The organism is Roseovarius sp. MS2 (genome assembly GCF_051447875.1).
In the GTDB taxonomy this organism is placed as follows: Bacteria; Pseudomonadota; Alphaproteobacteria; order Rhodobacterales; family Rhodobacteraceae; genus Roseovarius; species Roseovarius mucosus_A.
The window spans coordinates 3,252,825-3,277,076 of the sequence record NZ_JBKHVF010000001.1 but is presented as its reverse complement, the minus strand read 5'-3'; the positions used below and the strand labels follow the sequence as shown (position 1 = coordinate 3,277,076).

Genomic DNA, 24,252 nt, shown 5'->3' with positions numbered 1-24,252 from the left:
GGGCCCTCAACCGACGAAAAACTCAGACCTCAGCCCCGTGGCGTATCCAATGACACCCCGGCCTTTTCCAGCGCTTCCCAGATCCGCGCATCGCGCCCGTAGACATCGCCACGATACTGCGGACGCCCCTGTGCTTGGGTAAAGGCCGTGCGATAGATGATATGCACCGGCACATGCTGCTCCAGTTGCACATAGGTTTCGCGCCCTGTGCCCAGAACGGAATGAAAGAAGGCCTTGGGATCGCTTTCCTGCCGCCCCAAGAGCGCATAGGCGAAATCGAACGGTTGATGCAAGCGGATACAGCCATGGCTGAAATCGCGCTTCTCCAGATCGAACAGCGCTTTTTGCGGCGTGTCGTGCAGGTAGATATTGTATTTGTTGGGGAACATGAACTTGACCAGCCCAAGCGCGTTGCGCTCTGACGGTGGTTGCTTGATCGCAAAGGGAAAATTGCGCGCATTATACGCGCCGAAATTGACTGCCCCCCGGCTCACCTCGCGGCCATTGCGATTGTAAAGCTTGAGATGAGACGCCGCACCCGGATTGCGCTGCATCTGCGGCAGGTATTCGTTGACTGCGATTGAATAGGGCACATGCCACGTCGGATTGATGACCATATACTCCATCTCATCCGAGAATTCGGGGCTCCGGCGGTTCTGGTCATTCTTGCCAATCACGGCTCTGGTTGCAAAGGTCACCGCGTCATTGTCGAGAATACGCGCGCTGAAATCGGTCAGGTTAACAAGTATGTGGCGCTGTCCGCGCTCCTGGCTTAGCCAGCGCTCCCGCTCCATCGCGACAATCACCGATTTGAGCCGCTCTGTCGCAGGCGTATTAACCGCCGCAAGTGTCGTCGCCCCCGCAATGCCGTCGGTCTCAAGCCCGTGATCCCTTTGAAAGGCCTGCACCGCCTGTTGCAGCCTCATATCATAGGTCTGCGCCGCACTCCGATCCAGATAGCCCATTGCAATCAGCCGGTTGCGCAGCGCGATGACAGCCGGGCCGCTGTCGCCGGGCCGCAGCTTTTCAGCAGAAACCGTAGCCCCCCATCCGCCTTCTGCGACCAACTGCTCTAGCCGCAGCTTTTGTTTGAGGAGGCGCGCGTATTCATTGCTTTGCGGCGCAAGGTTCCGCATCACACGGCTAGGTTCTTTTGCAAGAATCTCTTTCAAGAGCGCGCCGGATTCCTGCCGCACAACCTCACGCTTGATGTCACCAATAACCTTTGAGGGCACCAAAACCCCAGATTGCACATCATGCGCATAGCGCAGATAGGTGCGGCTGAGTGCGACCTCTACCTGCCCCAGATCGCGCTGTGACCGCGCGGCGGTCATCGACGCAATCACCCCGTCAAGATCATAACGCTCCGCAGGCAGGCCATGCACCCCGGCCCGCGCCAGCACCTGAACCAAGGCCTGACGGCGCGCGAGATGCTCGGCCCCAGCGCCGGTCCAGACCGGACGATAGCTCTGATCCTGATAAAAGGCCGCAAGGTCACGATCCTCGGCTGCGGCCTCGGCCACCGCTTGCCGAAACGCCGCCTCTTGCGCCGCGGCTGGCATGATCCATGCAAACAGAACAAGTGCGGCGGTCAGCATGACCGGGACAATTCGGAGCAAATCGCGAGAGCGCGGGTGGCAAGACGCCAAAATCATTCTTTTACCTCTAAGTCACGGGGTCGCTTTGAGAAACTATATGCGGGATTTCCCATCGTTCTCAATTTTTTACTAAGGATTCCGTGTCAGTTTCGACGACAAGCGCATGACTGCGACGAAAATGCAGCGGCGGATGCGTATTCTGGCCACATCAGGAAAATTATGCGCGAAATCCCGCCGAAAGGACTTGAATATTGAACGACACAGCAAATCAGGGCTTGGTCATTGATTCCCGCTGTGCCATAAATTCCGCACATCTGGGGATGATTGAGAATGTTGCGGGACAGCAACAACAGGTAGGCTACGGGACAGGCGATTGAAACAATGACAGAAATCAGTTCAACTGGCATCTCGCGGCGTGGCGTATTGCTTGCGTTCGCGGCAACAGCTGTGGCAGCAGCCCCGACATTTTCCAATGCAGCTGGCTTTCTACGCGGTGCTGGCGATATCCGCCGCATTCGCCTTGTTTCGCCGCGCACCGGTGAACGGCTCGACACAATCTATTGGATCGAAGGCGATTACCTCAAGGAAGCCGTGCGCGAGATATCGTTGTTCATGCGTGATTGGCGTACCAATCAGGTGAAAAACATTGATATTCGCACCATCGACATCATGGCCGCCAGCCATAACCTACTCGACGTATCCGAGCCCTACACGCTCTTGAGCGGCTATCGAAGCGCCCAGACCAACGCGATGCTGCGCAGCCGTTCCAATGGTGTTGCACGCAATTCCCTTCACATGGTCGGCGAGGCCGCAGACCTGCGTCTTGGAAGCCGCTCTGTCAGCCAGATTTACCGTGCCGGCGTGGCCTGTGGCGGCGGTGGCGTTGGGCGCTATTCCGGCAGCAACTTCGTACATATGGATTGCGGCCCGGTGCGGACCTGGGGGCGTTAACCCGCAATCACTCACAGTACCAAGAAACCAAAAAACCGGCCCATTGGCCGGTTTTTCTGTGCATCATGACCTGTCAAAGCGCACCCAAGGCACGATCAGGCGAATTTTGCATTACGTGCCGCCTGCAACCGCGCGAAATCATCGCCCGCATGATAGCTGGACCGCGTCAGCGGGCTGGCAGAGACCATCAAAAAGCCCTTGCCATAGGCCGCCTTTTCATAGGCTGCGAACTCGTCAGGATGCGCAAAACGATCAACCGCGTGATGTTTCGGCGTGGGTTGCAAGTATTGGCCAATAGTCAGGAAATCTATTCCGGCGGCGCGCATATCATCCATCACCTGATGCACGGCCTGCCGATCCTCGCCCAGGCCCACCATAATGCCCGATTTTGTAAACATCGTCGGATCAAGTTCCTTGACCCGCTGCAAAAGCCGCAGGGAATGGAAATACCGCGCGCCGGGGCGCACGGTGGGATAGAGTCCGGGCACAGTTTCAAGGTTGTGATTGAACACATCCGGCTTGGCTGCCACCACGGTTTCCAGCGCACCATCCTCGCAATGCAGGAAATCCGGCGTCAAAATCTCGATCGTGGTTCCGGGTGCCCGGTGGCGAATGGCGCGAATGGTCTGCGCAAAATGCTCAGCCCCGCCATCCGACAGATCATCGCGATCCACGCTCGTCACAACCACATGCTTCAAGCCCAGCTTGGACACGGCATCAGCCACGCGCCCCGGCTCGAACACATCAAGGGTTTGCGGCTTGCCGGTGGCCACGTTGCAAAAGGTGCAGCCGCGCGTGCAAATCTCGCCCATGATCATCATGGTCGCGTGTCCCTGGCTCCAGCATTCGCCGGCATTCGGGCAACCCGCCTCTTCACAGACCGTTACCAGCTTGTGCTCGCGCATGATCCGATGGGTTTCGAAATAGGCCTTGCTCGTCGGGGCCTTGACCCGAATCCAGTCGGGTTTGCGTGGTTGGGCGTTATCGGGGCGATGCGCCTTTTCAGGATGACGTTGGTCCGGCAGTTTGAGATCGCGCACGAATTTTTCCCCGCGAATGATTTGGTAAGGCTTGGATAGTATAAATCATAGCGATGGAGAGTGCCAGTCACGCAGCGTTACATCCTGACGACTGCACCATGGGTAACGAGTGTCCATCGCGCTTAGTGAGTGTCCCTGTAAATGTCGACCTGCGCTGCGTGCGGCGCAGGTCGCATCGCGGCTGTGGGTTCCGGCACCTCCGCGCGCGCAAGAGCGATAAGCGCGGCACCGGCAGTTTCCAACACCTCGGCCAGTTTCTCGAACCACACCTCGTCTTGCGTGCTCTGACGACGCACCAGAACGATCTGGCGAGCGGGCTCTGGCGGGCTAAACCGGCGCAGGTTTATCCCCGGTGCCGTCCTCACTTCGGTCGCCGCCGCAATCTCGGGCATGAGGGTCAGGCCGAATCCCGCCGCCACCAGCCGCGACAGCGTGCCAAGCGAAGAGGCGCCCATATCAATCTGTGCGTGCCCACGCCCACGTCCGCAAACCTCAAGCGCTTGATCCGTCAGGCAATGCCCCTCTTCCAGCAACAACAGCGGGCTATGCACCAGCGAGGTCGGGCGCAGCGCCTCTGCCCCTTGCCCAAGCGCCGCCAACCGCACCAAGGTGCCCGCCAACAAGAACCGATCCTCGAACAGCAGTCGCTCGCGCAGCCCCTCAGCCCCGACCGGCCGCGCCAGTATCGCGGCGTCCAGTTGACCGCCTTGAATGTCGGCGATCAATTGGTCAGTCTTGGCCTCGCGCACTTGCACATCAAGCGAGATATCGCGGCTGCGCAGCGCCTCTAGCACGCCGGGTAGGATATAGGGCGCAATGGTCGGGATAATCCCAAGCGATAGCCGCCCCGCCAGGCCGCCTTGCCAACGCGCCGCCTCGCTCAGCGCCTGCATCTCGTCCAAAACCCGCAGGGCATGCGCCAGAATCAGGCGGCCAAACGGGGTCAGCACCACATCCCGCGCACGCCGCTCGACCAGCTTTTGGCCAAGCGTTGTCTCCATCTCTTTGATTTGAACAGAGAGCGCCGGTTGTGAAATATTGACCACCTCTGCCGCACGCCCGAAATTGCGCTGTTCGGCAAGCGCCTTGAAATAGCCAAGCTGTCGAAGGGTGATGTTCATATCCATAGCTTATGGGTCACCACCTAAATGACAAGCCTGAATTATAGCATGGCGGCTTTGCAGCCTGCGCGTTCAACCGATCAAGCTGCCCGCTTCTCCCAACCCCTCGTAATGCCGTTTGAGCCGTTGCAGGGCGATGCGTAACACGATCTTGCCCGACCGCGCCGACCAGCCCATTTTCTTCTCGGCGCGTTCCAGCCCCTCCATGTAACAGCAGCAGCGCAGCACCACATCGCCCAAGCCCGGCCCAAGATCCCGCAACGCCGCCAAGACCCGCAGGCGTGCCGCCTCGGCATCATACCCACGAGAGACCACGGGGCTGCTATGCTCATCGACATGACTGAGAAAATGGTCCCAGTTCTGCGCGACACGCGGGGCCATCTGGGCCAGTTCGAAATCCTCGCGCAGCCGTTCGCCCGCGCGCACAAGATCCGAGGTCAGAAACCGGCTGCCGTCCTTGTCACGTCGTCGGGCCAGCGCCACAAGGGGCGAGTCCACCAGACCGTAGCGCGCGCGTCGTCCGCTGGCATCCGGCGTGGGGTGGGATGCGGCCTGCTCCGACAAAAACGGCCCGTCTCTAAGACCGCTTGCCTGATTTTCGGCCTCAGCCAACATCAGGCTGAGCGCGTTGCGCCCTGTGGCGGTGATATGATACCGCGCGATGCGCCCCGGTCCGTCACAGGCCACCCATCCCTTGAGCGCCATAGCCTCGGCCACTTCGCGCTCGACGACCGCCGTGCGCAGGGTCTGGCCGCTACCGGTGTCACGCACCACCACCGCCTTGTCCATATCGGCAGAGACGGCCAACAGGGCCCCCGGCTCACAGAGGCGGCGCAAAACGCGCCGTGCCTCTGATTTCAAGCGGTTTTCCGTCAATTCAGGCGTCTGATTGTGTCGCGTGATGGTGTGGGATGTCATCGCAGCCTCCTTGGCAGGAGAACCGGAAATCTTGTCATGGTTAACCCTTTGTCCAAGCCGCCGCAGCGCCTCGTCCACCAAAAGATCATCGCGGCGGGTCTCATAGGCACGGATTTGGCGCATCACGGTCGAAGCGTGCCGCCCCGCGTGCCGCGCCAAGGCCCTGATCGGCGTGCCGGATTCGGTATGGGCCAGATAATGCAGCGCCGCCTCAGGCACCCAAGAGGGTACGTCATGCAAAATGGTCTTGAATGCATACCCCTCGTGCATCGCCCGTCCCCCAAATTTTCGGCCTTCCGGCACCAGATCGCAACCTGGCAACTTACCCACAGAGTTATCCACAACTTAAGAGTGCAAAGATTACCGGTTCGTTAATTGTTTCCAGAAATGCAACCTTCATTGACAAATCGTAAACAAATCCAAAGCCCTGCGCGCGGCGCAGCGCCTGAAAACGCAACAGCCACCGAACCTGTGCGACGAAGCATTTGCACGATCACAGGAGCCTCTTATGCACGATATACTTGGAACTCTGCAGGCGTTACGCCGCCCCCCACTGTTGATCCGCGCGGCGCGGATAGGTCTGCAAGACTACCGCCGCGAGGTGCATTTGCGGCGGCTACTGCGCGATGGCCCCCTACCCCAGAGCCCTACCGCGCTTGTGCGCCTGCTTGAAACCGAGGCCGCCTTGGATCAGGAACGCCGCCTTGCGTCCACAGGCTACTCACCGGCCCGCCATGTCGAGGTATTGATCGCCATGATGGCAGAGGCACGGGACATGACCCCGTTATTGCTCGAGACCTGACAAAAAAAGCGCGCCGCAAATCGGTGCGGCGCGCGTTCTTTAGGCAAGTCTCGATGATCTTAGCTAAAGGCATCCGGCATTTCAGCCTTGCGCTTGGCGACATAGGCGGCAAGTGCCTCGGCAATTTCCGGATCAAGCGGCGGTTGCTGATAATCCGCCAAAAGCTTGTGAACCCGCGCATTGGCCAGAACCATCGTGTCGCGCTCGCCCTCATCTGCCCACGTCTCGAACGGTTTGTAGTCGAACAGGTCAGAGCGCCAAAAGGCGGATTTGAAATTCGCCTGCGTATGCGCACAGCCAAGATAATGGCCACCCGGCCCAACCTCACGAATGGCATCCATCGCCTGCGCCTCTTCATCCACCTGCACGCCGCGCGCCAAATGGTGAAGCGTGCCCAGCTGATCGGCATCCATGACGAATTTCTCAAAGGATGACACAAGACCGCCTTCGAGCCAGCCGCAAGAGTGCAACATAAAGTTCACCCCCGCCAAAAGCCCGACGTTCAGGCTATTTGCCGTCTCATACGCCGCCTGCGCATCCGGCAGTTTGGAACCGTTGAACGACCCGGAAGACCGGAACGGCAGCCCCATCCGCCGCGCCAACTGACCCGCCCCATAGGTGATATGTGCGGCCTCTGGAGTGCCAAAGGTCGGCGCGCCCGAGTTCATGTCGATCGAGGTAACGAAGGCCCCAAAGATCATCGGCGCGCCGGGGCGCACAAGCTGACTATAGGCAATGCCCGCCAGAACCTCGGCCAGAACCTGCGTCAGCGTACCCGCCACCGACACCGGTGCCATCGCACCGCCAACGATAAAGGGCGACAGGATACAGGCCTGATTGTTCGCGGCGTAGATTTCCAGCGACCCCATCATGACATCGTCAAACGTCATCGGCGAGTTCACGTTGATGAGCGATGTCATGACAGTGTTGTTCTGCACGAACTCCTCTCCAAAGAGGATGTTGCACATATCAACGCTGTCTTGCGCGCGGCTAGGCTCTGTCACCGATCCCATAAAGGGCTTGTCCGACAAGGTCATATGCGCCAGCAGCATATCAAGATGGCGTTTGTTCACCGGAATATCGGTGGGTTCACACACCGTGCCGCCGGAATGGTGCAACCATTTCGACATATAGCCCAGCTTCACGAATTTTCGGAAATCCTCCATCGTTGCATAGCGGCGGCCGCCTTCCATGTCGCGCACGAAGGGCGGGCCATAGACCGGTGCCAGAACAAGGGACTTGCCGCCGATTTCCACCGTGCGCTCGGGATTGCGGGCATGCTGGATGATCCGCGACGGGGCCGTGGCACAGAGTTGCCGCGCCAAACCACGCGGAATGCGCACCCGCTCGCCCTGCACATCGGCCCCGGCCTGGCGCCAGCGTTCCAGCGCGGCTGGATTTTGCACAAAATTCACGCCCACCTCGGCCAGCACCGTTTCGGCATTGGCCTCGATGATTTCAAGCGCCTCTTCTGTCAGAACCTCGAAATTCGGAATGTTGCGCTCGATATAGCGCGCGGTCTCGATGCTGACGGCGGTGCGTTCGGCACGGCGTGCTGCCCCGCCGCCGCCACGGGACCGTCTGCTGCTCAGTGCTGCTTCTGACATGGATGCACCCTTCGTATATGGTCAATTGCAATAGCCAAGGCTCCCGCCACAGGGCAGGTCTGCTCTGGTCATACCTGTTTGTCGGCGTGTATCAGGCGAAGATTCCGGCGATTGCGGGGAAAAAGCGACACGCGCCCCTTGTTGATTTCAGGACAGGATAAAATGAATGACAAAATATATTCAAAAACCATAATGCTTTGATCTCGGCCTGATCTATTTACCATGATCAGCGTCAGTCTCTAAAAGCGCAGGACAAACTGACAGATCTGGGCTAACCGCACCGCAGTAAGAGGTATGTTACGATGAAGACGTGTTTGCGCCACTTGGCGAAACTATCTGCGCTGATGAGTGCATTTGCGCTGGCAAGCCCCGCAACAGCCACCAATGGCTATTTCTCCAATGGCTATGGTGGCCAGTCCAAGGGCATGGCGGGCGCAGGTGTTGCGGTGCCAACGGGTGTCCTCGGCATGGCGCAAAATCCGGCCACAGGCGTCAAGCTGGGCAATCAAGCGGGCTTTTGTCTGACCACCTTTGCCCCGAACCGCAACGTGGAAATCGCCCCCGGCGGGCCACTGACCCCCGGCACCCACAAAAGCCAGAATGACGTGTTCTTCATTCCCTGCGGCGGTGCCAACTGGAAACTCGATGACCGCTCATCGCTTGGCGCCTTTGTCTTTGGCAATGGCGGCATGAATACCGAGTTTGACACCAATTTCTTTGCCGGGCTTGGCGCGGGCTCCGCCCCGGTCGGGGTCAATCTCGAACAGGCCTTCATTACGCTGAACTATGCCCGCAAGGTGAATGATCGCCTGACCTTGGGCGTATCTCCTATTCTTGCGGTGCAGCGGTTCAAGGCACAGGGGCTGCAAGCCTTCTCTGCCCTGTCGATCAGTCCCGGCGATGTCACCAACCGCGGCCACGATTGGTCCACCGGCTTTGGCGTAAACCTTGGCCTGCTGTATGAGGCCAATCCGGAATGGACCTTTGGCGCGGCCTATCGCAACGAAATCCAGATGTCCAAGTTCAGCCGCTACAAGGGCCTCTTTGCCGACGGCGAATTCGACGTGCCCGCAATGCTGACCCTTGGGGCGGCCTATGCCCCCGCCGCTGCCCCCCAGTGGACACTCACGGGCGAGTATCAACGCATCTTCTACGGCAATGTGAAATCCATCGCCAATTCCAGCGCACCTCCGGGCGGCCCGCTGGGGGCGTCGAATGGCGTAGGATTCGGCTGGCAGGATGTCGATGTCTGGCGTCTGGCCGCCATCTGGCAGAAGTCTGACAAGCTGACGTTGCGCACCGGCGTTAGCTATTCGACCGAGTTCATCAAGAACGACGGCAACGTGGTGATCAACACCATCGCCCCCGGCACGCCCCAATGGCATCTCTCGGCGGGCGGCACCTATGAGATCAACGACCGCTGGGCCTTTACCTTTGCATACACCCATGCCTTCTCCAACAGCTTTTCAGGGTCCAACCCGGCGCTTACCGGCGTGGCACAACCGGTAAAAATCCGCATGCATCAACACGAGGTCGCAACCGGCATCAGCTATCGCTGGTAAGGCGCGCTGCTTTCTCTTGCGCCGGAGCGGGACGCCAATTACTAGGCGAGATATGAGCCAGATATCCCATGACCGCCTCCTGATCATCGACTTTGGCAGCCAGGTAACGCAGCTTATTGCGCGTCGCCTGCGCGAGCTGAATGTTTATTGCGAAATCCATCCCTACCAAAAGGTGACGGACGCATTCCTGCAAGAGATGGCGCCGCGCGCGATCATCTTTTCGGGTGGCCCCGATAGCGTGATGCGCGAGGGCAGCCCAAGGCCGCCTCAGGCCGCCTATGATCTGGGCGTGCCGATCTTGGGCATCTGCTATGGCCAGCAGGTCATGATGCAGGACTTGGGCGGTCGCGTCGAGGCGGGCGAACATGCCACCGCCGAATTCGGCCGCGCCTACGTGACGTCGACGGGTGTAGCCAGCGGCTTTGTCGATGGCTGGTTCGCCGGGGATTCGCGCGAACAGGTCTGGATGAGCCACGGCGATCATGTCTCTGAAATCGCACCTGGATTCGAGGTTCTGGGCACCTCGCCCGGTGCGCCCTTTGCCATCACGGCAGACCGCGCCCGCAACTTCTACGCCGTGCAATTCCACCCCGAGGTGCATCACACGCCGAACGGGGCGCGGCTCTATGAGAATTTCATCCGGCAGGCGGGCTTCAAGGGCGACTGGACCATGGGCGCCTACCGTGAAGAGGCGATTGCCAAGATCCGCGCTCAAGTGGGCGACAAACAGGTGATTTGCGGCCTCTCGGGGGGTGTCGATTCCTCTGTCGCCGCCGTGCTGATCCATGAGGCCATTGGCGACCAACTGACGTGCGTCTTTGTCGATCATGGCCTCTTGCGTCAGGGCGAGGTCGACGAGGTCGTGGCCATGTTCCGCGACAATTACAACATCCCCCTCATTCATGCCGATGAGGCAGAGCTGTTTCTAGGTGAGCTTGAGGGCGTAAGTGACCCTGAAACCAAGAGAAAAACCATTGGACGCCTGTTCATCGACGTGTTCCAGAAATACGCGAGCCAGATTGAAGGGGCCGAGTTTCTCGCCCAAGGCACGCTCTACCCCGACGTGATCGAGAGCGTCAGCTTTTCGGGTGGCCCCTCTGTCACCATCAAGTCGCATCACAATGTCGGCGGCCTGCCCGAGAAAATGGGCCTCAAACTGGTCGAACCCCTGCGCGAACTCTTCAAGGACGAAGTGCGCGCTTTGGGGCGCGAACTGGGCCTTCCCCAGAGCTTTATCGGGCGTCATCCCTTTCCCGGCCCCGGTCTTGCCATCCGTTGCCCCGGCGAGATCACCCGCGAAAAACTCGACATCCTGCGCAAGGCCGATGCCGTCTATATCGACCAGATTCGCCGCCACGGGCTCTATGATGACATCTGGCAGGCGTTCGTTGCCATCCTGCCGGTGCGAACCGTTGGGGTCATGGGCGATGGGCGGACCTATGATTTTGCCTGCGCCCTTCGCGCTGTCACAAGCGTCGATGGCATGACCGCCGATTACTATCCCTTTACCCACGAGTTTCTCGGTGAAACCGCGACGCGCATCATCAACGAGGTCAAAGGCATCAACCGCGTGACGTATGACATCACGTCGAAACCACCGGGAACGATCGAGTGGGAATGATTTCTCTCACCGGCCAAATGATTTGTCCCTCCGAAGACCTCGAGGTCACGCGCGCCGCCCTGACCGAGCATATCCGCCTTAGCCGTGCCGAACCGGGCTGTTTGTCGTTTGACGTGACCGAAACCGCGCCCGGAGAATTCAGCGTGTCAGAGCGCTTTGTTGACCGAGCCGCCTTTGACGCGCATCAGACCCGGACGCGCGCCAGCGAATGGTGGCGTGTCACCTCTCATATGCCCCGTCACTTCGAGATCACCGAGGAATGAGCCTGGCGGCCCCCGCCCCGGCCCCACAGACCTTGCGCGCGGGGCTCTGGATGCTGGGCGCGGTCGCCTCTTTCTCATCTATGGCGGTAGCGGGGCGCGCGGTCAGCTTTGAACTCGATACGTTCGAGATCATGATGTATCGCAGCATTGTGGGCTTTATCCTTGTACTATGCGTGGCCCGCCTGACCGGCCAGATTGCCACCGTCACCACGCGCAGCCCCGGCACGCATCTTGTCCGCAACCTCTGCCATTTTACCGGCCAAAACCTGTGGTTCTATGCGATCACCGTCATTCCGCTGGCACAGGTCTTTGCCCTCGAATTCACGGCCCCACTCTGGGTTCTGATCCTGTCACCGCTGGTGTTGGGCGAGCGGTTGACAGGCACCCGCGCCCTCGCCGCCGTAATCGGCTTTGCCGGCATCCTCATCGTCGCGCGCCCCAGTCCCGAGACAATCAACCTGGGCACAATCGCTGCGGCGGCGGCCGCCATCGGCTTTGCCGGTTCAATCCTGATGACCAAGCGCCTGACACGTACGGAATCCCTCACTTGCATCCTCTTCTGGATGACACTGCTGCAAATCGGTTTTGGCCTGGCCTGCGCAGGGTATGATGGCGACATCGCCCTCCCCTCGCTCACCTCTGCCCCATGGCTCGTGCTGATTGGATGCGCGGGGCTTTTGGCCCATTTCTGCCTCACCACCGCGCTCTCGCTGGCTCCGGCCACCTTGGTCACTCCGGTTGATTTTTTACGACTGCCCGTAATCGCCATTGTCGGCCTTTTGGTTTATGGTGAGGCAGTTGACGTGTTTGTACTCGTGGGCGCGGCTGTGATCTTTGGTGCGAATTACCTGAATCTTTGGCGCGAAACGCGCAAAAGTGTATGAATTTACACTTTTTTCCTTAGAAAGTGTGTCCGCTGCGCCACCTGCCGCCACGTCGCAATTTGTGACGCCGCGTCAAAGATTGACCGGTTTCGGCGTAAAGGTAATGTGATCCAAATATTTCTGGAGGAGAGGGACACATGAAGAAAACTTGGCTCGCAGCGACCGTGATCGCCGCAACGGCATCGTCAGCCTTTGGTGGTGAAATCGAACGACGGGGCGACCCTTCGATGATCCTGTTCGAAAAAGGCAAGAACTATCTCGAGTTCTCGGCCGCAACCGTGGACCCATCCGTCTCGGGCGTTGCGCGCCCCGGCGTGCCCACGGCCCCCACTGGCAACATCCAGAACCGCTATCAATCCTTTGCAGGTGGCTACAAGCATGAACTGAATGATCGCGTGGCGCTCGCGTTTGTCATCGACGAGCCGGTAGGCGCTTCGGTCAATTATCGCACGCCCCCGGCGGCCTTGGGTGGCGCGTTCTTTGGCGGATCAAGCGCCGAAGTCAGCTCTGTCGCGTTCACTGCCCTTGCAAAATACAAGGCAACTGATCGCTTCAGCATCTATGGTGGTCTGCGCTATGTCGGCCTGTCGGGCAATATCACGGTGATTTCGCCCGCCACCCTTGGCAGCGCGGTTCCTGCACCCAACTCACCCTATACTCTGGGCGTGAACAAGGATTTCCAAGTCGGCTACCTGTTGGGTGCGGCCTATGAAATCCCCGACATCGCCCTGCGCGTTGCTCTGACCTATGAGTCCAAAACAGAGCACGATTTCAAGGACAACACCGGCGCAGGTTTCAAAGTGGAAATCCCGCAGGCGTTCACCCTTCATGCCCAATCAGGTATTGCCAAAGACACCTTGCTCTTTGGCTCTGTGAAATGGCGGGAATGGTCGAAATTCGCCGTTCAGCCCGGCGACTTCTTCTCTGTCGCCACGGGTGTTCCGGTCAACGTTCCCATCGCCAGCGGCCCGAGCGACATCTGGACCTATGAGCTGGGCATCGGTCGCCGGTTCAACGAAAACTGGAGTGGCGCTGTCCTCCTTGGCTATGAAAAGGATGAAGGGGACGTCGTTGGCAACCTTTCGGGCAAAGACGGTTACTTCAGCTACGGTCTGGCCGCCACATACGAAACCGAGGCATGGGAAATCACCGCTGGTATCAAGTATTTCGATGTCGGCGACGCGAACTCGAACGTCACGGCCTTCTCTGGCAGCGATGCCATCGCCATCGGCACCAAGGTCGCCTTCCGCTTCTAAGCGGTCCTAGAACCAAAAATAAGGCCCCGCCCCTCACCCGGGCGGGGCTTTTGCATGATTGCATTTGACCCCGCGCCGCGCGCTTTGTACCAAACCCGCGAGAGGGAGCAGCGATGATCTACACTTCGGCACAAGACTGGCGCGAGGCCACACATAAACGGGTGCTGTTCTACGGCATGTCAGGCTTGGGCAAGACGCATGTGTCGAACACGCTGCGGGATGCCGGGAACTGGTTTCACTACTCGATAGATTACCGCATCGGCACGCGCTACATGGGCGAACTTATCGCCGACAATGCCAAGGCGCATGCAATGCAGGTGCCCTTCCTGCGTGACCTTCTGCTGAGCGACTCGATCTATATCGGCTCCAACATCACGTTTCACAACCTCACCCCGGTTTCGACCTATCTGGGCAAGCCGGGCAATCCCGCCAAAGGCGGGCTGCCGATCGAAGAATACCGCATCCGACAAGAACAGTTTCGGCAAGCCGAGATCCACGCGCTGATGGATACGGCCTATTTCATCCGCCGCGCAGACGCACTCTATGGATATCCGCATTTCATCTGCGACACCGGTGGGTCGATCTGTGAATGGGTAGACGGCGACGATCCCGAGGACACGATCCTAAAGGAACTTTCGGCACATTGTCTGCTGATCTATATTGAAGGCTCCGAGGCGCATACGGCTGAATTGATCCGCCGCTTTGATCGCGCGCCCAAGCCGATGGCGTATCAGCCTGCCTTTCTCGATGCGGCATGGGCCGAATACCTCAAAGAAAACAACTGCGAAGAGGACGAAGTTGATCCAGACAGCTTTATCCGCTGGACCTATGCCCGCGCCCTTGCGCACCGTCAGCCCCGCTATGAGGCGATGGTAAAATGGGGCGTCAGTGTCACCGCCAACGAGGTGGCGACCGTCAAAACGGCACAGGAGTTTGAGGCGTTGATCGCCACCGCCCTTGAGCGCCGCGCCGCCACGCCTATCTAAGGCCCGACAGCCAAGGAACCCCACCTGATGCCCATCAAGATCCCAGCCGACCTGCCAGCCTATGACGTGCTTACGCGCGAAGGGGTGATGGTCGTGGACCCGGATCAAGCCGCGCGGCAGGATATCCGCCCCTTGCGCATCGGCCTTCTCAACCTCATGCCGAAAAAGATCCAGACCGAGAACCAGTTTGCCCGGCTGATCGGGGCAACCCCGTTGCAGATCGACTTTGACCTGATCCGCATGAGCGAACATCAGACCAAGAACACCGCCGCCGAACATATGGAGAGCTTTTACCGCCCCTTTGAAGAGGTCGCCGCCTCGGGTGACAAATACGATGGCCTCATCATAACCGGCGCGCCGATTGAGCATCTCGATTTCGACGCCGTGACCTATTGGGCAGAGTTGGCGCGCGTCTTTGACTGGACCCAAACCCATGTGCATTCGACCTTTGGCGTCTGCTGGGGCGGGATGGCGATGATCAATCATTTCCACGGGGTGCAGAAACACATGCTGCCCGCCAAGGCCTTTGGCTGTTTTCGGCATCGCAACATGGTCCCCGCATCACCCTATCTGCGCGGATTTTCCGATGATTGCGTGATCCCCGTCAGCCGCTGGACCGAGATGAAGCGCGCCGAGATCGAGGCGGTCGAGGGGCTTACGATCCTTCTGGACAGCGATGATGTCGGACCCTGTCTGGTCGAGGATACAGCGCGTCGTGCGCTCTACATTTTCAACCATTTTGAATATGACAGCGACACGCTGAAACAGGAATATGACCGCGATATAGCCAACGGCACGCCGATCAATGTGCCCTGCAACTACTATCCCGGCGATGATCCGTCGCGCCCGCCGCAGAACCGCTGGCGCAGTCACGCGCATCTTCTTTATGGCAACTGGGTGAACCAGATTTATCAGACGACCCCGTTCGATATGAATGCCATTGGCTGTTAAATCCCTGATCCTTTTTGCGGTATGTCTGGTCGCCTTCTGGGGCTGGACCCAGCAACGTGCCCGCACCCACGAGGCGCGCGCCGAAGCCGCCTTTCCCCCAGAGGGCCAGATCATCGACGTGAGCGGCCACCCCGTTCATGCGGTCGTGATGGGCAATGGGCCTGATCTGGTGCTGATCCACGGGGCCTCGGGCAATACCCGCGATCTGACCTTTGAACTCGCCCCGCGATTGGCAGAGCGCTACCGCGTCATCGTGATTGATCGCCCCGGTCTGGGTTATACCGCCCGCATCAACCGCACCGGGGCCACGATCACCCAACAAGCGGCGCTGCTGCAAGAGGCGGCAGCACAGCTTGGGGCCGACAAGCCTATCGTGCTCGGCCATAGCTATGGCGGCGCGGTAGCGCTTGCTTGGGCGGTGACGCGACCTGATCATATCGCAGCCCTCGTGGATGTGGCCGGTGCCGCCAAACCCTGGGATACCGGCCTCTCCACCTATTACCGCGTGCTCTCGCATCCGGTGCTTGGCCCGCTCGTGATCCCGCTGCTGACCGCCTTTGTCCATGACACCCGCGTCGAACAGGCGGTGCGGGAAATTTTCACGCCGCAAGAACCACCCGAAGGTTATCTCGAACATATTGGTGCCGGCCTCACGCTGCGCCGCCATTCTTTGCGCGCCAATGCCTTGCAGCGCGCCAATCTACTGGCCGAGATCGAGGCACTGCACCCCCTTTACGGCACCATCACCGTGCCGGTCGAAATCGTACACGGCACGGCTGATACCACCGTGGGCGTCTCGATCCATTCCGAACCGCTGGCGGCCCAAATTCCCGGTGCCCATCTGGCCGTGCTCGACGGCGTCGGGCACATGCCCCACCACAGCGATCCAGAGGCGGTGATTGCAGCCATAGATCGCGCCGCCACCCGCGCCGGATTGCGCCCCGTCGATTGAGCCGCCATACTGACGGAAACCATAGCGAGAGGCCCCATGGACCTGCCCTTTGACGGCGCGATCAGCGCCTTTTTCGAGACGGACGCCCCCGAAGCCATCCGCAAGGAAATCCGCCGCGCCGATAAGGATGATATCTTGGGGGCCGATTTCCCCTATTCCGAAGGCCTGTCAAAAAAGACCTATGAGAAAGATATCGAAAAGCTGCAAATCGAACTGGTCAAGCTCCAGCATTGGGCCAAGGAAAGCGGTGCGCGCATCGCCATCGTCTTTGAGGGGCGCGATGCGGCTGGTAAGGGCGGCACGATCAAGCGGTTCCGCGAGTATCTGAATCCGCGCGGCGCGCGGGTTGTAGCGCTTAGCAAACCTTCGGATGTCGAGGCAACGCAATGGTATTTCCAGCGCTATATCGACCATCTGCCCGCCGGGGGCGAGATCGTATTCTATGACCGCAGTTGGTATAACCGCGCGGTTGTGGAAAAAGTGTTCGGCTTTTGCACCGACGCGCAGCGCGAGCATTTCTTTGCCCAAGTCCCGGATTTCGAGCGGATGATCGTCGACGAGGGTATCCATCTCTTCAAAGTCTGGCTCAATGTTGGCCGTGCCGAGCAACTCCGCCGCTTTCTCGACCGCGAGCAAGATCCCCTCAAGCAATGGAAACTCAGCTGGATCGATGTCGAGGGTCTCAAGAAATGGGACAGTTACACCGCCGCCATCGCCGAAACCCTCACACGCAGCCATAGCGACCATGCGCCGTGGACTGTCGTGCGCTCGGACGACAAGCGGCGCGCGCGGATTGAAACCATCCGTCATGTCCTTAGCCAACTGGATTATGCCCGCAAGGATGCCCGCGCGGTGGGCAGCGCTGATCCGGGCATCGTCGGCGGCCCTGAAGTTTGGCATGGGTAAGCAGGGCTATCACCACGGCAATTTGCGGCAGGCTCTGGTTGAGGCCACGCTGACCCTGATTGCCGAAAAGGGGCCGCAGGGCTTTACCATGGCCGAGGCCGCAAAATTGGCCGGTGTCTCGACCGCCGCGCCCTACCGGCATTTTTCAGGCCGCGAGGCACTGATTGCCGAGGCCGCGCGCCAAGGCTTTGAAATCTTTGTCACCCGGATGGAAGCCGCGTTCAATGACGCCCGCCCCAATCCGCTGACGGCGTTTATGGCAACGGGGCGCGCCTATCTGGCGTTTGCCCGCTCGAATGCCGGGCATTACGTGGCGATGTTCGAATCCGGCCTCTCGGTAAACTCCAACCCGGAATTGGCCGATGCCGCCGCGCGGGCCCAAGCGATCCTCACCCGCGCCGCCGCCGCCCTCTCGGCGCATTTGCCGCCTGACCGCCGCCCACCTGCGGCGATGTTCGCCGCCCATGTCTGGGCGATGAGCCATGGGGTGGTCGAACTTTACGCGCGTGGCACCCCCGGTGCCCGCGCCCCCTTTCCGCCCGAAGACCTGCTTGAATCCGGCATAAGCGTCTATCTGCGCGGTCTGGGCCTCATCCCGCCCGACAGCACCCCCTGACCCGAAAATTCAAAGCACACCTCTTGCGTGCGGCACTGGGCATCTTACATATGTAAATGTAAGTAACATTTACACACGACAAGGAGACGTCATGTCCGCCATCACCACCTGGCCCGCACAGGCCGAATCTTGGCTCGACCGCCAAGGCAAACCCGCTTGGATCATCGCCATGGTCTTGGGTCTTATCGTTTTTTGGCCCCTCGGCCTCGCCCTACTGGCCTATATGATCTGGAGCAATCGCATGACCGTACGCAGCCTTCCCTCTCGCTTTCAACGCCAGAACGCCACGCGCAGCACTGGCAATGCCGCCTTTGACGCCTACAAGGCCGACACGCTGCGCCGTCTCGAGGAAGAGCAGGAACAATTCGAAGCCTTCCTTCAGCGCCTGCGCGACGCGCGCGACAAGGCCGAATTCGACCAGTTCATCGACGAACGCCGCAAGCCCGCACAGGCGCAAACCACCGCCTGAGCCCTACCGCAAAACCAAAAAGGGCCGCCCTCTGGGCGGCCCTTTGACTGTGTAATCCGAAATGGATCAGCGCTTGGAGAACTGGAAGCTGCGGCGCGCCTTGCGCTTACCGTATTTCTTCCGCTCAACGACGCGGCTGTCACGGGTCAGGAACCCTGCAGCCTTAAGCGCGCCACGCAGGCTGGGATCGTAAAGCTGCAGCGCCTTCGACACCCCGTGCTTGACCGCACCGGCCTGACCCGACAGACCACCACCGGCGACTGTTGCCATCACATCGAACTGGCCTTCGGTGCCAGAAATCGTGAACGGCTGTTTCAGGATCATCTGAAGCACGGGACGCGCGAAATACTCGTTCATCGGCTTGCCATTGACCACGACCTTACCCGAACCGGGCTTGATCCAGACGCGGGCAACGGCATCCTTCCGCTTGCCGGTTGCATAAGAGCGACCAAGCGCATCACGCTCGGGCTCACGCGGGGCTTTGATGGCCACGGCTGCAGCGCTGACACCGCCAGCGACGGCTTCGAGACCTTCGAGGGATTTGATTTCGTCAGCCATCAGTGAGCCACCCGCGTATTCTTGGAGTTCATGGATTTGACGTCCAACACCTCAGGGCTCTGCGCCTCATGAGGATGCTCGCCGCCAGCATAGACGCGCAGGTTGGTCATCTGCGTGCGGCTCAGGCGGTTGCCCGGCAGCATGCGCTTGACCGCCTGCATCACGACGCGCTCAGGGTACTTACCCTCGAGGATCTCGCCGGTGGTGCGCGATTTGATGCCGCCCGGATGGCCGGTGTGCCAGTAGTTGGGCTTGTTGCGCTTGTTGCCGGTCAGCTGCACCTTGTCGGCATTGATGACAATCACGTTGTCGCCCATGTCCATGTGGGGGGTAAAGCTGGCCTTGTGCTTGCCGCGCAGGCGCATCGCGATGATCGACGCAAGACGGCCCAGAACCACGCCTTCGGCGTCGATCAGGATCCATTTCTTGTCGATATCTGCCGGGGTAGCAGAGAATGTTTTCATTTCAGGCAGAACCTTGTGCTTGGTCTTTGGTCTTGATCAGTTTGGGCCACCCTACGGGCGGCTCTGATGCGATGAGCGGGTTATAATCAGTTCAATGCGCAGGTCAACTGCCATATGTTCAAAATAAACTAGCTAAATCAGTGGCTTAAAAAATAGGTATTATTTTACCCCAAATAGTCCACCCTGTCACCGTTCTTAAAATACGCTTGGGGGGTCCGGGGAGTGAACAGCGCCCCGTCTAGGGCTTCATTTGGGGGGGATCGAATAGGTCAGGCTCGCGCGCGCCACCGGCGCGCTCATCCCTTCGGAATAGATCAGAACATCCCCCACCGCCAGCACCCGCCCCAGCTTGAGCAACCGACACTCCGCGATCAAATCCACGCCCGCCGCCGGTTTGCGCATGAAATCAATGCTGCAATTTGTCGTCACGGCCAGCCCCTGAGGTCCGATCATCGCCAGAATCCCCAAGTAAACCGACACATCCGCAAGCGCAAAGATCGACGGGCCAGACACCGTGCCGCCGGGCCGCAAATGCCGCTCTCCCACCAAGAGCCGCGTGCGGATGTGCATCTCGCCCACCTCCTCGATGGCAAACTCCCCCGAGACTTGTGGAAACTCCCGGTCGAGAAAACTCATCAAGTCCGCCGCCGTCATCTTGACGCTCATGCTTTGCCCCCCGCGCTGTTCCGCGCTAGAATGGCCATAACGCACAAGGGGTTACAAGATGGCAATTCTCGACCGCACCGACCAGGGCGCAATCGCGCGGCTTACTCTCAATTCGCCCGGCAATCTCAACGCGCTTTCGGATGCCATGCTGGCTTCGCTTCAGGCCGAATTTGACAGGCTGGCACAGGATCGCCACATCCGCGTGATCACCCTCATGGGTGCCGGCAAAGCGTTCTGCGCCGGGCATGATCTCAAGGAAATGACCGCCGGACGACAGGCCGAAGATGGCGGGCGCGCCTATTTCGCCGATCTCTTTGCACGTTGCGCCCGGATGATGACCACTATCCTTACCCTGCCCCAACCGGTGATTGCCGCACCGCATGGCATCGCGACTGCGGCAGGCTGTCAATTGGTGGCAAGCTGCGACATGGCCGTGGCCGCGCATGGCACGCGCTTTGGCGTCAATGGCGTCAATATCGGCCTCTTCTGCTCCACCCCGATGGTGGCGCTCAGCCGCAATATCCCGCGCAAACAGGCGTTCGAGATGCTGACCACCGGCCAGTTCATCGACACCGCCCGCGCCGCAGAGCTTGGCCTCATCAACCGCGCCGTGCCGCCCGAGGATCTGGAGTCTGAGACCATGGCCCTTGCCGAAACCGTCGCCAGCAAACTTGGCTCTGCCGTGCGCATCGGCAAACGCGCCTTTTACGACCAACTCGACATGGGGTTAGAGGCCGCCTATGTCCATACTGGCGCGGTGATGGTCGAGAATATGCTCGACCGCGACACCGCCGAAGGCATCGCCGCCTTCATCGACAAACGCGCCCCCGATTGGGATCAGTGACGCCCCTTTCCAAACACCCCTCAATGGCCTAAATCGCAGCCCATGGATAACGTATTACACATCATCGGCGGCGGCATGGCCGGGTCAGAGGCAGCATGGCAAGCCGCGAATATGGGCGTGCATGTGGTCATCCACGAAATGCGCCCAAGCGTCAAAACCTTTGCCCATCGCACGGGTGATCTGGCCGAAATGGTCTGTTCCAACTCGTTCCGTTCGGATGATGATGAACAAAACGCCGTGGGCCTCCTGCATTGGGAAATGCGCGCGGCGAATGGCCTGATCATGGCCATGGCCCACGAAAACCGCCTGCCTGCGGGCGGTGCCTTGGCGGTGGATCGCGATCGCTTTGCCCAATCGGTCACGGCGCGGCTGTTGGATCACCCGAATATCACCGTGCAACATGATGAAATCACGCAACTTCCTGAAAGTGGCCATTGGATCATCGCCACCGGCCCGCTAACCTCTGAGGGGCTGGGACAGGCCATTGCCGCCGAGACCGGCACAGAGGCGCTCGCCTTTTTTGACGCCATCGCACCGATTGTCTATCACGACAGCATCGACATGTCGCGCGCATGGATGCAATCGCGCTATGACAAGGGCGAAACCGAGGCCGAGCGCACCGCCTACCTCAATTGCCCGATGGACCGCGATCAATACGAGGCGTTCATCGACGCGCTGCTGGCCGCCGACAAGACCGAATTTCACGAAGGCGAAGCAGAGTCTTCCCCCAACCCCACCCCTTATTTCGACGGCTGCTTGCCCATCGAGGTCATGGCCGAACGCGGCCGCGAGACCCTGCGCCACGGCCCAATGAAGCCTGTGGGCCTGACCAACCCACATGCGCCGGATGTCAAACCTCATGCCGTGGTGCAACTGCGCCGCGACAATGCGCTTGGCACGCTCTACAATATCGTGGGATTCCAAACCAAGATGAAGTATGGCGCACAAGTCACTGTTTTTAAAATGATTCCCGGCCTTGAGAACGCGCAGTTTGCCCGCCTTGGCGGCATCCATCGCAACACGTTCCTCAATTCCCCTACGCTGCTTGATGCGCAGATGCGCCTGCGCTCGCGCCCGCATATCCGCTTTGCCGGGCAGATCACCGGGGTCGAGGGCTATGTCGAATCCGCCGCCATGGGCCTTTTGGCCGGGCGTCTGGCGGCAGCGGAAATCCTGGGCCAGAGCCTGCCCCCCGTGCCACAGGACAGTGCCATGGGCGCGCTTATCCATCACATCACCGGCGGGGCCGAGGCGAAAACCTTTCAGCCGATGAATGTCAATTTCGGGCTCTTTCGCCCGATTGATGGGTTCAAGGGCGGCCGGCGTGGGCGCATCGACCGCTACAAGGGCTATACCGACCGCGCCAAGGCAGCTTGGGGCGAATGGCTGGCGGCTCAAAACATGAGCATCGCCTCATAACGCATTGAATATATGTTCATAACGCGCTTCGCTCCTTCGCCAACCGGCCCGCTCCATCTGGGGCATGCCTATTCTGCGATGCTGGCCCATGACCGGGCGCAAGCTGAGGGCGGAACCTTTCTTTTGCGCATCGACGATCTGGATCACAGCCGCTGCCGCCCGGAATGGGAGGCGCAGATTTTTGATGATCTGGCATGGCTGGGGCTCGACTGGCCCCGCCCCGTGTTGCGCCAATCAACTCGCCTCTCCCGCTATCACGCGGCCTTGAATATACTTTGGGATCAAGAGCTTTTGTACCACTGTTCCTGTAGCCGTGCCGATATTCGCGCCGCCGCCTCTGCCCCGCAAGAAGGCGCGCCGCTCTTGGGGCCAGATGGCGTGATCTATCCCGGCACCTGCCGCCCCACAGCCCCGCCAAACGGCCCGATGCCCGAGGGCTGCGCGCTGCGCCTAGATATGGCCCGCGCCTGCGCAAGGCTCTCCAAACCACTCATCTATCGGGAAAAAGACGACGTCATCACCCCCCGTGACCTGGCCGAAACCGTCGGCGACGTGGTGCTGGCGCGCCGCGAGATGGGGGCCTCTTATCATCTGTCGGTTGTTGTGGACGATGCCGATCAGGGCATCACCCATGTCATTCGCGGCGAAGACCTGCGCGAGGCCACGCAAATCCACGTGCTCTTGCAACACCTCTTGGGCCTGCCCACGCCTGCCTATCACCATCATGCGCTGATCCGCGATGACGCTGGCAAGCGGCTGGCCAAACGCGATGACGCACGTGCTATCGCCACCTACCGCGCCGAAGGGGCGAACCCGCAGGACATCCGGGCCATGGTCGGGCTCTAGCCTTACAGCGTTCCGAAAATGCTCAATCCAATGGTGCCATAGGGGCCATGATCTCGGTCTCTTCCCCGGCACGCACCGCCGTGTAAAAGCACGACCGCCGGTTGGTGTGACAGGCTGGCCCATTCTGGCGCACCTGCACCAACAGGCAGTCACGGTCGCAATCGACACGCATCTCAACCAACTCTTGCACATGCCCCGAGGTTTCGCCCTTGATCCAGAACGCCTGCCGCGAGCGGCTCCAATAGGTCACACGGCCCGTGTCGAGCGTGCGCGCGACCGACTGGGCGTTCATCCAGGCCATCATCAGCACCTCGCCGGTCTCGGCCTCTTGGGCGATGGCGGGGATCAACCCGTTCGCGTCATACTTTAGTGTCGCCGGATCGAAGGGCATGGCGGATTTCCTTTTGCATCTGCGCGCTCCACGCCTATTTATGGGGCAACACACGAAAGGGAAAGCCATGAGCGGCGAAACCGACCTGATCAAGCTTTATTCAGCGCGCATTCTGGAACTGGCCGCGGACATCCCGCATCACGGGCGCTTGGCCAGCCCGCAGGCCAGCGTCAAGCGGCGCGCACCGCTTTGTGGCTCGACCGTGACCGTCGATATTCGCTGCGAGGGTGGCCGGATCACTGACTACGCCGCCGAGGTTAAGGCCTGTGCGCTTGGTCAGGCCGCCGCCAGCGTCGTGGGGCGCGCCATCATCGGTTGCGATCTGGCAAAGGTGACAGCAGCGCGCGACGCGCTGCGCGAGATGCTGAAATCCGACGGCCCCACACCGCCCGCGCCCTTTGACGGGCTCGAGGTGCTGCGCCCCGCGCGGGATTACAAGAACCGCCACGCCTCTATCCTGCTCACGATTGAGGCCGCGGTTGAGGCAATGGAAACCGTGCGCGCCCAAACGTCCTGCGCCTGACGGTGCTGTCGCGGCAAAGCGACAGCTTGTGAACAGGC

At 60.1% G+C, this 24,252-nt stretch carries 26 protein-coding genes; 17 read left to right on the top strand and 9 right to left on the bottom strand.

What is annotated here, in order from left to right; translation table 11 throughout:
* Positions 1 to 29: 29 nt before the first annotated feature.
* Positions 30 to 1,598 (bottom strand): L,D-transpeptidase family protein, encoded by a 1,569-nt coding sequence (locus tag ACLGGT_RS16070; RefSeq protein WP_437197426.1) that lies wholly within the window; start codon positions 1,596 to 1,598, stop codon positions 30 to 32.
* A gap of 381 nt (positions 1,599 to 1,979) precedes the next feature.
* Between ACLGGT_RS16070 and ACLGGT_RS16065 the strand changes: the two genes are divergently transcribed.
* A complete protein-coding gene (locus ACLGGT_RS16065; protein WP_008282228.1) occupies positions 1,980 to 2,549 on the top strand; it encodes a YcbK family protein in 570 nt (189 codons plus the stop codon).
* 95 nt (positions 2,550 to 2,644) lie between these two features.
* On the opposite strand, the gene lipA is transcribed toward ACLGGT_RS16065, so the two are convergent.
* The 3 genes from lipA to ACLGGT_RS16050 form a co-directional block, all read right to left on the bottom strand.
* Positions 2,645 to 3,589 carry a lipoyl synthase gene (gene lipA / locus ACLGGT_RS16060; RefSeq protein ID WP_437196822.1) on the bottom strand — a complete coding sequence of 315 codons (945 nt, stop codon included), beginning with the start codon at positions 3,587 to 3,589 and terminating at the stop codon, positions 2,645 to 2,647.
* 122 nt (positions 3,590 to 3,711) lie between these two features.
* On the bottom strand, positions 3,712 to 4,710 hold the full coding sequence (locus tag ACLGGT_RS16055) for a LysR substrate-binding domain-containing protein (protein ID WP_437196821.1): 999 nt from the start codon (positions 4,708 to 4,710) through the stop codon (positions 3,712 to 3,714).
* A gap of 72 nt (positions 4,711 to 4,782) precedes the next feature.
* On the bottom strand, positions 4,783 to 5,898 hold the full coding sequence (locus tag ACLGGT_RS16050) for a DUF6456 domain-containing protein (RefSeq protein ID WP_050775779.1): 1,116 nt from the start codon (positions 5,896 to 5,898) through the stop codon (positions 4,783 to 4,785).
* Positions 5,899 to 6,136: 238 nt separating this feature from the next.
* Here ACLGGT_RS16050 and ACLGGT_RS16045 point away from each other — a divergent pair, with 238 nt between their 5' ends.
* The gene (locus ACLGGT_RS16045; RefSeq protein WP_198385557.1) at positions 6,137 to 6,430 is read left to right on the top strand and encodes a DUF6477 family protein; all 294 of its coding nucleotides are present in this window, start codon (positions 6,137 to 6,139) and stop codon (positions 6,428 to 6,430) included.
* A gap of 59 nt (positions 6,431 to 6,489) precedes the next feature.
* On the opposite strand, the gene ACLGGT_RS16040 is transcribed toward ACLGGT_RS16045, so the two are convergent.
* The gene (locus tag ACLGGT_RS16040; RefSeq protein ID WP_008282223.1) at positions 6,490 to 8,037 is read right to left on the bottom strand and encodes a trimethylamine methyltransferase family protein; all 1,548 of its coding nucleotides are present in this window, start codon (positions 8,035 to 8,037) and stop codon (positions 6,490 to 6,492) included.
* A gap of 344 nt (positions 8,038 to 8,381) precedes the next feature.
* On the opposite strand from ACLGGT_RS16040, the gene ACLGGT_RS16035 reads away from it, so the two are divergent.
* The 11 genes from ACLGGT_RS16035 (at position 8,382) to ACLGGT_RS15985 (ending at position 18,503) form a co-directional block, all read left to right on the top strand.
* Complete coding sequence (locus tag ACLGGT_RS16035; protein WP_437196819.1) at positions 8,382 to 9,599, top strand: OmpP1/FadL family transporter; 1,218 nt, start codon at positions 8,382 to 8,384, stop codon at positions 9,597 to 9,599.
* Between the two features lie 52 nt (positions 9,600 to 9,651).
* Positions 9,652 to 11,220, top strand: a complete 1,569-nt coding sequence (gene guaA, locus ACLGGT_RS16030) for a glutamine-hydrolyzing GMP synthase (RefSeq protein ID WP_437196817.1) — start codon at positions 9,652 to 9,654, stop codon at positions 11,218 to 11,220.
* Positions 11,217 to 11,483, top strand: a complete 267-nt coding sequence (locus ACLGGT_RS16025) for a putative quinol monooxygenase (protein WP_081508476.1) — start codon at positions 11,217 to 11,219, stop codon at positions 11,481 to 11,483. The genes guaA and ACLGGT_RS16025 overlap by 4 nt, the downstream gene beginning before the upstream one ends.
* Positions 11,480 to 12,367: a DMT family transporter gene (locus ACLGGT_RS16020; RefSeq protein ID WP_081508475.1), complete on the top strand. Its 888-nt coding sequence runs from the start codon at positions 11,480 to 11,482 to the stop codon at positions 12,365 to 12,367. Before ACLGGT_RS16025 ends, ACLGGT_RS16020 begins: the two co-directional genes overlap by 4 nt.
* A 137-nt stretch (positions 12,368 to 12,504) precedes the next feature.
* Positions 12,505 to 13,623, top strand: coding sequence for an OmpP1/FadL family transporter (locus ACLGGT_RS16015; protein ID WP_008282218.1), 1,119 nt, complete (start codon positions 12,505 to 12,507; stop codon positions 13,621 to 13,623).
* A gap of 113 nt (positions 13,624 to 13,736) precedes the next feature.
* The gene (locus ACLGGT_RS16010; RefSeq protein WP_008282217.1) at positions 13,737 to 14,609 is read left to right on the top strand and encodes a hypothetical protein; all 873 of its coding nucleotides are present in this window, start codon (positions 13,737 to 13,739) and stop codon (positions 14,607 to 14,609) included.
* A 27-nt stretch (positions 14,610 to 14,636) separates the two neighbouring features.
* Positions 14,637 to 15,560 carry a homoserine O-acetyltransferase MetA gene (gene metA, locus ACLGGT_RS16005; protein ID WP_008282216.1) on the top strand — a complete coding sequence of 308 codons (924 nt, stop codon included), beginning with the start codon at positions 14,637 to 14,639 and terminating at the stop codon, positions 15,558 to 15,560.
* On the top strand, positions 15,544 to 16,512 hold the full coding sequence (locus ACLGGT_RS16000) for an alpha/beta fold hydrolase (RefSeq protein WP_437196813.1): 969 nt from the start codon (positions 15,544 to 15,546) through the stop codon (positions 16,510 to 16,512). The genes metA and ACLGGT_RS16000 overlap by 17 nt, the downstream gene beginning before the upstream one ends.
* A gap of 36 nt (positions 16,513 to 16,548) precedes the next feature.
* Complete coding sequence (gene ppk2, locus ACLGGT_RS15995; protein WP_437196811.1) at positions 16,549 to 17,418, top strand: polyphosphate kinase 2; 870 nt, start codon at positions 16,549 to 16,551, stop codon at positions 17,416 to 17,418.
* Entirely contained in the window at positions 17,411 to 18,034 is a 624-nt protein-coding gene (locus tag ACLGGT_RS15990; RefSeq protein WP_008282213.1) for a TetR/AcrR family transcriptional regulator, read from the top strand. The genes ppk2 and ACLGGT_RS15990 overlap by 8 nt, the downstream gene beginning before the upstream one ends.
* Positions 18,035 to 18,125: 91 nt before the next feature.
* Entirely contained in the window at positions 18,126 to 18,503 is a 378-nt protein-coding gene (locus ACLGGT_RS15985; RefSeq protein ID WP_219435811.1) for a DUF2852 domain-containing protein, read from the top strand.
* A gap of 66 nt (positions 18,504 to 18,569) precedes the next feature.
* Here ACLGGT_RS15985 and rpsI read toward each other — a convergent pair whose 3' ends face one another.
* The 3 genes from rpsI to ACLGGT_RS15970 form a co-directional block, all read right to left on the bottom strand.
* Complete coding sequence (rpsI, locus tag ACLGGT_RS15980) at positions 18,570 to 19,061, bottom strand: 30S ribosomal protein S9 (RefSeq protein WP_008282211.1); 492 nt, start codon at positions 19,059 to 19,061, stop codon at positions 18,570 to 18,572.
* Positions 19,061 to 19,525: a 50S ribosomal protein L13 gene (rplM, locus tag ACLGGT_RS15975; protein WP_008282210.1), complete on the bottom strand. Its 465-nt coding sequence runs from the start codon at positions 19,523 to 19,525 to the stop codon at positions 19,061 to 19,063. The genes rpsI and rplM overlap by 1 nt, the downstream gene beginning before the upstream one ends.
* 246 nt (positions 19,526 to 19,771) lie before the next feature.
* Entirely contained in the window at positions 19,772 to 20,191 is a 420-nt protein-coding gene (locus tag ACLGGT_RS15970; protein ID WP_422001572.1) for a PaaI family thioesterase, read from the bottom strand.
* 58 nt (positions 20,192 to 20,249) lie between these two features.
* Here ACLGGT_RS15970 and ACLGGT_RS15965 point away from each other — a divergent pair, with 58 nt between their 5' ends.
* From ACLGGT_RS15965 to gluQRS, 3 genes are read left to right on the top strand one after another with little or no spacing between them, the layout of a single operon-like run.
* On the top strand, positions 20,250 to 21,035 hold the full coding sequence (locus ACLGGT_RS15965) for an enoyl-CoA hydratase (protein ID WP_437196808.1): 786 nt from the start codon (positions 20,250 to 20,252) through the stop codon (positions 21,033 to 21,035).
* Between the two features lie 42 nt (positions 21,036 to 21,077).
* Complete coding sequence (gene trmFO / locus ACLGGT_RS15960; protein WP_437196806.1) at positions 21,078 to 22,454, top strand: methylenetetrahydrofolate--tRNA-(uracil(54)-C(5))-methyltransferase (FADH(2)-oxidizing) TrmFO; 1,377 nt, start codon at positions 21,078 to 21,080, stop codon at positions 22,452 to 22,454.
* A gap of 12 nt (positions 22,455 to 22,466) precedes the next feature.
* Entirely contained in the window at positions 22,467 to 23,300 is an 834-nt protein-coding gene (gene gluQRS, locus ACLGGT_RS15955; protein WP_437196805.1) for a tRNA glutamyl-Q(34) synthetase GluQRS, read from the top strand.
* 22 nt (positions 23,301 to 23,322) lie between these two features.
* On the opposite strand, the gene hisI is transcribed toward gluQRS, so the two are convergent.
* Entirely contained in the window at positions 23,323 to 23,691 is a 369-nt protein-coding gene (hisI, locus tag ACLGGT_RS15950) for a phosphoribosyl-AMP cyclohydrolase (protein ID WP_081508466.1), read from the bottom strand.
* A 67-nt stretch (positions 23,692 to 23,758) separates the two neighbouring features.
* Here hisI and ACLGGT_RS15945 point away from each other — a divergent pair, with 67 nt between their 5' ends.
* On the top strand, positions 23,759 to 24,214 hold the full coding sequence (locus ACLGGT_RS15945; RefSeq protein WP_437196803.1) for an iron-sulfur cluster assembly scaffold protein: 456 nt from the start codon (positions 23,759 to 23,761) through the stop codon (positions 24,212 to 24,214).
* Positions 24,215 to 24,252: the final 38 nt, after the last annotated feature.

Bases quoted from the DNA above. Each gene is read 5' to 3' on its own strand.
- ACLGGT_RS16070 (WP_437197426.1), bottom strand. From the start codon at position 1,598: ATGCTGACCGCCGCACTTGTTCTGTTTGCATGGATCATGCCAGCCGCG.
- ACLGGT_RS16065 (WP_008282228.1), top strand. From the start codon at position 1,980: ATGACAGAAATCAGTTCAACTGGCATCTCGCGGCGTGGCGTATTGCTT.
- ACLGGT_RS16055 (WP_437196821.1), bottom strand. From the start codon at position 4,710: ATGAACATCACCCTTCGACAGCTTGGCTATTTCAAGGCGCTTGCCGAA.
- ACLGGT_RS16050 (WP_050775779.1), bottom strand. From the start codon at position 5,898: ATGCACGAGGGGTATGCATTCAAGACCATTTTGCATGACGTACCCTCT.
- ACLGGT_RS16045 (WP_198385557.1), top strand. From the start codon at position 6,137: ATGCACGATATACTTGGAACTCTGCAGGCGTTACGCCGCCCCCCACTG.
- ACLGGT_RS16040 (WP_008282223.1), bottom strand. From the start codon at position 8,037: ATGTCAGAAGCAGCACTGAGCAGCAGACGGTCCCGTGGCGGCGGCGGG.
- ACLGGT_RS16035 (WP_437196819.1), top strand. From the start codon at position 8,382: ATGAGTGCATTTGCGCTGGCAAGCCCCGCAACAGCCACCAATGGCTAT.
- guaA (WP_437196817.1), top strand. From the start codon at position 9,652: ATGAGCCAGATATCCCATGACCGCCTCCTGATCATCGACTTTGGCAGC.
- ACLGGT_RS16025 (WP_081508476.1), top strand. From the start codon at position 11,217: ATGATTTCTCTCACCGGCCAAATGATTTGTCCCTCCGAAGACCTCGAG.
- ACLGGT_RS16020 (WP_081508475.1), top strand. From the start codon at position 11,480: ATGAGCCTGGCGGCCCCCGCCCCGGCCCCACAGACCTTGCGCGCGGGG.
- ACLGGT_RS16015 (WP_008282218.1), top strand. From the start codon at position 12,505: ATGAAGAAAACTTGGCTCGCAGCGACCGTGATCGCCGCAACGGCATCG.
- ACLGGT_RS16010 (WP_008282217.1), top strand. From the start codon at position 13,737: ATGATCTACACTTCGGCACAAGACTGGCGCGAGGCCACACATAAACGG.
- metA (WP_008282216.1), top strand. From the start codon at position 14,637: ATGCCCATCAAGATCCCAGCCGACCTGCCAGCCTATGACGTGCTTACG.
- ACLGGT_RS16000 (WP_437196813.1), top strand. From the start codon at position 15,544: ATGCCATTGGCTGTTAAATCCCTGATCCTTTTTGCGGTATGTCTGGTC.
- ppk2 (WP_437196811.1), top strand. From the start codon at position 16,549: ATGGACCTGCCCTTTGACGGCGCGATCAGCGCCTTTTTCGAGACGGAC.
- ACLGGT_RS15990 (WP_008282213.1), top strand. From the start codon at position 17,411: ATGGGTAAGCAGGGCTATCACCACGGCAATTTGCGGCAGGCTCTGGTT.
- ACLGGT_RS15985 (WP_219435811.1), top strand. From the start codon at position 18,126: ATGTCCGCCATCACCACCTGGCCCGCACAGGCCGAATCTTGGCTCGAC.
- rpsI (WP_008282211.1), bottom strand. From the start codon at position 19,061: ATGGCTGACGAAATCAAATCCCTCGAAGGTCTCGAAGCCGTCGCTGGC.
- rplM (WP_008282210.1), bottom strand. From the start codon at position 19,525: ATGAAAACATTCTCTGCTACCCCGGCAGATATCGACAAGAAATGGATC.
- ACLGGT_RS15970 (WP_422001572.1), bottom strand. From the start codon at position 20,191: ATGAGCGTCAAGATGACGGCGGCGGACTTGATGAGTTTTCTCGACCGG.
- ACLGGT_RS15965 (WP_437196808.1), top strand. From the start codon at position 20,250: ATGGCAATTCTCGACCGCACCGACCAGGGCGCAATCGCGCGGCTTACT.
- trmFO (WP_437196806.1), top strand. From the start codon at position 21,078: ATGGATAACGTATTACACATCATCGGCGGCGGCATGGCCGGGTCAGAG.
- gluQRS (WP_437196805.1), top strand. From the start codon at position 22,467: ATGTTCATAACGCGCTTCGCTCCTTCGCCAACCGGCCCGCTCCATCTG.
- hisI (WP_081508466.1), bottom strand. From the start codon at position 23,691: ATGCCCTTCGATCCGGCGACACTAAAGTATGACGCGAACGGGTTGATC.
- ACLGGT_RS15945 (WP_437196803.1), top strand. From the start codon at position 23,759: ATGAGCGGCGAAACCGACCTGATCAAGCTTTATTCAGCGCGCATTCTG.